Source organism: Tianweitania sp. (genome assembly GCF_032053605.1).
GTDB lineage: Bacteria > Pseudomonadota > Alphaproteobacteria > Rhizobiales > Rhizobiaceae > Tianweitania.
Map to the genome: position 1 here is coordinate 1 of NZ_DAMBUH010000126.1, position 3604 is coordinate 3604.

At 64.2% G+C, this 3604-nt stretch carries 2 protein-coding genes; both read right to left on the bottom strand.

The genetic code is table 11. From position 1 onward, the window contains the following. The coding region (locus RTX98_RS18405; protein WP_312798245.1) for an ATP-dependent helicase at positions 1-2373 on the bottom strand (2373 nt) is incomplete at its 3' end. A gap of 51 nt (positions 2374-2424) precedes the next feature. Then, the gene (locus RTX98_RS18410) at positions 2425-3465 is read right to left on the bottom strand and encodes a serine/threonine protein kinase (RefSeq protein WP_312798246.1); all 1041 of its coding nucleotides are present in this window, start codon (positions 3463-3465) and stop codon (positions 2425-2427) included. Positions 3466-3604 lie beyond the last annotated feature (139 nt).

A 3604-nucleotide genomic window follows, 5' to 3' on the forward strand; every position in this document is an offset into this window, starting at 1 on the left:
CCAGCCGGGGGTGGCGTAGGTGTTGGAGAAGGAGCCGGAGCCGGCATTGTTGCCGGACCCCACGGTATCAAAGCGGGATGCGCCGTAGGGGTTTTGGCGCCCTGCCGAGCCATGGCCGCCGCGACCTTGCGCGAAGGCGCCGCCATAGCCGCCATAGGACGAGCCGGCTTCCGCCACGTCGACATGGGCTTCGGGCAGTTCGTCGAGGAAGCGCGAGGGGATGGTGGACTGCCAGAGGCCGTGGATGCGGCGGTTCGAGACGAACCACAAATGCAGGTTCTTCTTGGCGCGGGTGACGCCGACATAGGCCAAGCGGCGCTCTTCTTCGAGGCCGGAGCGGCCGCCTTCGTCGAGCGAACGCTGGTGCGGAAACAGACCTTCTTCCCAGCCGGGCAGGAAGACGGTTTCATATTCCAGACCCTTGGCCGAATGGAGCGTCATGATGGTGACCGCGTCCTGCTCCGCGTTCTGCTCGGTATCCATGACCAGCGCGACATGTTCGAGGAAGGAGCGCAGGCTCTCATATTCCTCCATCGAGCGGATCAGTTCTTTCAGGTTCTCCAACCGGCCCGGCGCTTCGGCCGAGCGGTCGCTCTTCCACATGTCGGTGTAGCCGCTTTCCTCGAAGATGATCTCGGCAAGCTCGGTATGCGGGGTGTTGTCGAGCATCTTCTGCCAGCGGCGGAAGTTCTCGACGACATTGCGCAGCGATGCGCGCGGCTTGGCCTTCAGCTCCTCGGTTTCGACGATGTCTTCGGCAGCGGTCAGCATCGGCACGCCTCGGGCGCGCGCTATGTCGTGCAGCTGGCGGATGGTGGTTTCGCCGAGGCCGCGCTTAGGGGTATTGACGATGCGCTCGAAGGCGAGATCGTCGGCCGGCTGGGCGACGACGCGGAAATAGGCCATCGCGTCGCGGATTTCCTGGCGCTCGTAGAAGCGCGGACCGCCGATGACGCGGTAGTTCAGGCCAAGCGTGACGAAACGGTCTTCGAATTCGCGCATCTGGAACGACGCGCGCACGAGGATCGCCATGTCGTTGAGGTTGTGGCGGCGGCCCTCGCGGTCAGGGCGTTGGAGCTGCTCGATGGTCTCGCCGACGGCGCGCGCTTCCTCCTCCGAATCCCAGGCGGCATGAACCATGACCTTGGAGGCGTCGGGATCGCTGTGTTCGGTGAACAGCGTCTTGCCGAGCCGGCCCTCATTATGCGCGATGAGATGCGACGCCGTGCCGAGGATGTGGGCGGTGGAGCGGTAATTGCGCTCGAGGCGGATAACGGCCGCGCCCGGAAAGTCTTTCTCGAAGCGCAGAATATTATCCACCTCCGCACCGCGCCAGCCATAGATGGACTGGTCGTCATCGCCGACGCAGCAGAGGTTGACTCTGTTTTCGCTCGCGGCCGCATCTCCCTCCCTCTTGAGGGCAGGGGTAAGGGGTGGGGAACCCTCAGTGCCAAGACTACCCCCACCCCCGCCTTCGGTTCGATCTCCCCTCAAGGGGGAGGTTGGGCGTTCAGCCTTGGGCCGCTGGGCGAGCAGGCGCAGCCACATATATTGGGCGGTGTTGGTATCCTGATACTCGTCGACCAGGATGTATTTGAACTTGCGGTGGTATTCGGCCAGCACGTCCGGATGCTCGCGGAACATGCGGATGGGCAGGCACAGGAGGTCGCCGAAGTCGCAGGCGTTCAGCGTCTTCAGGCGGTCCTGATAGGCCTGGTAGAGCTCGCGGCCCTTGCCGTTGGCAAACGAGCGGGCGTCGCCTTCCGGAATGTCCTTCGGGCCGTAGCCCTTGTTCTTCCAGCCGTCGATCATCATGGCGAACTGGCGCGCGGGCCAGCGCTTGTCGTCCAAGCCTTCCGCCTGGATCAGCTGCTTGATGAGGCGGATGACGTCGTCGGTGTCGAGGATGGTGAAGTTGGAGCGCAGGCCGGCGAGTTCGGCATGACGGCGCAGGAGCTTGACGCCGATGGAGTGGAAGGTGCCGAGCCAGGGCATGCCCTCGACCGCTTCGCCCACCAGCACGCCGATGCGCGTTTTCATCTCACGCGCGGCCTTGTTGGTGAAGGTCACGGCGAGGATCTGGCTGGGGTAAGCGCGGCCGGTGGCCAGGATATGGGCGATGCGGGTGGTGAGCACGCGCGTCTTGCCGGTGCCCGCACCCGCCAGAACCAGCACGGGACCTTCGGTGGTTTCAACGGCGAGGCGCTGTTCGGGGTTCAGGCCCGAGACGTAATCCGGCGTTTCCGGCTGGGGGCCACGACGCGCCGCCATCGCACGCGCGGCAATACCGCCGCCGGCATTACGGGCGGGAGGATTAGGTGCCGGTTCGCCGCCGGGCTCGTCGAAGAAGGGCAAATCAAAGGGATCGGACATATCCGGCAATGTAGTGATTCGAGACTAAAGTGCCAGACAATCCGTTCGCGCTTAGTTCTGGCCTGTTTCCTGAGACGCGATGCGGCGGTCGGTCATGTTGAGCCGGCCGGCGGAAATCTCGGCGGTGAGCTTGCGCAGGAAGGGGTCGGACGCCGTGCGCTCTTCCAGCTCCTGCATGCGGTTCATGGCAATCAGCGACAGGAGGTCGGTGCGGGTATTGCCATGATCGTCGCGCGGCAGGGCGTCGACCTGCTGCACGAGATCGGCCGAGGTGCCGTGGCGGGCAAGATCATGCGGATCGAGCTCGGCGCCGGCTTCCACGAAGGCATAGATGCCGGTGCCCTTGCGCGGGAACGGGTAGGTGGCAAGCGCGATATCGGTGACGCCGGGCAAAGCACTAAGCTGGTCGCGAATGGCCGCGCCCTCATTGTCGATGCGATCGCCGGTGCCTTCGCCATCCGACCAGTTGAAGATGCCGCGCGTGACAAGGTTGTAGACGCGCTTGCCGGTCGCCATCCAGATCCGCGACGGGAGCGAACGGCGGGCAAGCAGGCGCTTGCCGGTGGGGGTGAGCAGATGCGGCGCGAAGGCGCGTTTCTGCTTCAGCAGGTGGCGGAAGTCCTCATAAGCCATAGTGTGGAACAGGCTGCCGCGACGGCGATGCAGCGACGCGAGTTGGAAGTCGATCACTGCAGCATTGCCATCCGGCGTCATCAGCCAGTTCTGCGGCTTGGCGAGATCGTTATGCGTGATGCCTGCGCGGCGGAGGTTGCGCAGGAGGACGGCGGCATCGCGGTAGAAGCCGGCATGGGAGGGGCGCGCGAGATGCAGCGGCGTGCCTTCGCTCCAGGTGCGGAACAGGCCGTCCTTGTCGGTATGAAGAAGCTGCGGCGTGCCGGGCAAACCGCGCACGGCCTTTAGCGCCCGGATCTCACGGCGCGCCAGGGTCCAGGCCAGCGGCTTCGACCACCAAGGTGCTGCGGAAACGATGCGGCGGATCACCGGCGTTTCAGCGTCATCTGCCAGATGGCCCTTATGCGTCTCGGAAAAGACGTCGCGCTTGAGCACGGTATCGGTAACGAAGTTCTGCATTTCACCTCAACTGGATGAACCCGTGTTTAGCGATGCTGAGGCCGGGACACAACGACATCCAGCCTTGCGGAACCGCTTCAACCGATGTTCATTTGGCAAATGGGAGGCTTCATCAGTCCTGTGATCCGGCAAAGATCGG

Bases quoted from the DNA above. Each gene is read 5' to 3' on its own strand.
- RTX98_RS18410 (WP_312798246.1), bottom strand. From the start codon at position 3,465: ATGCAGAACTTCGTTACCGATACCGTGCTCAAGCGCGACGTCTTTTCC.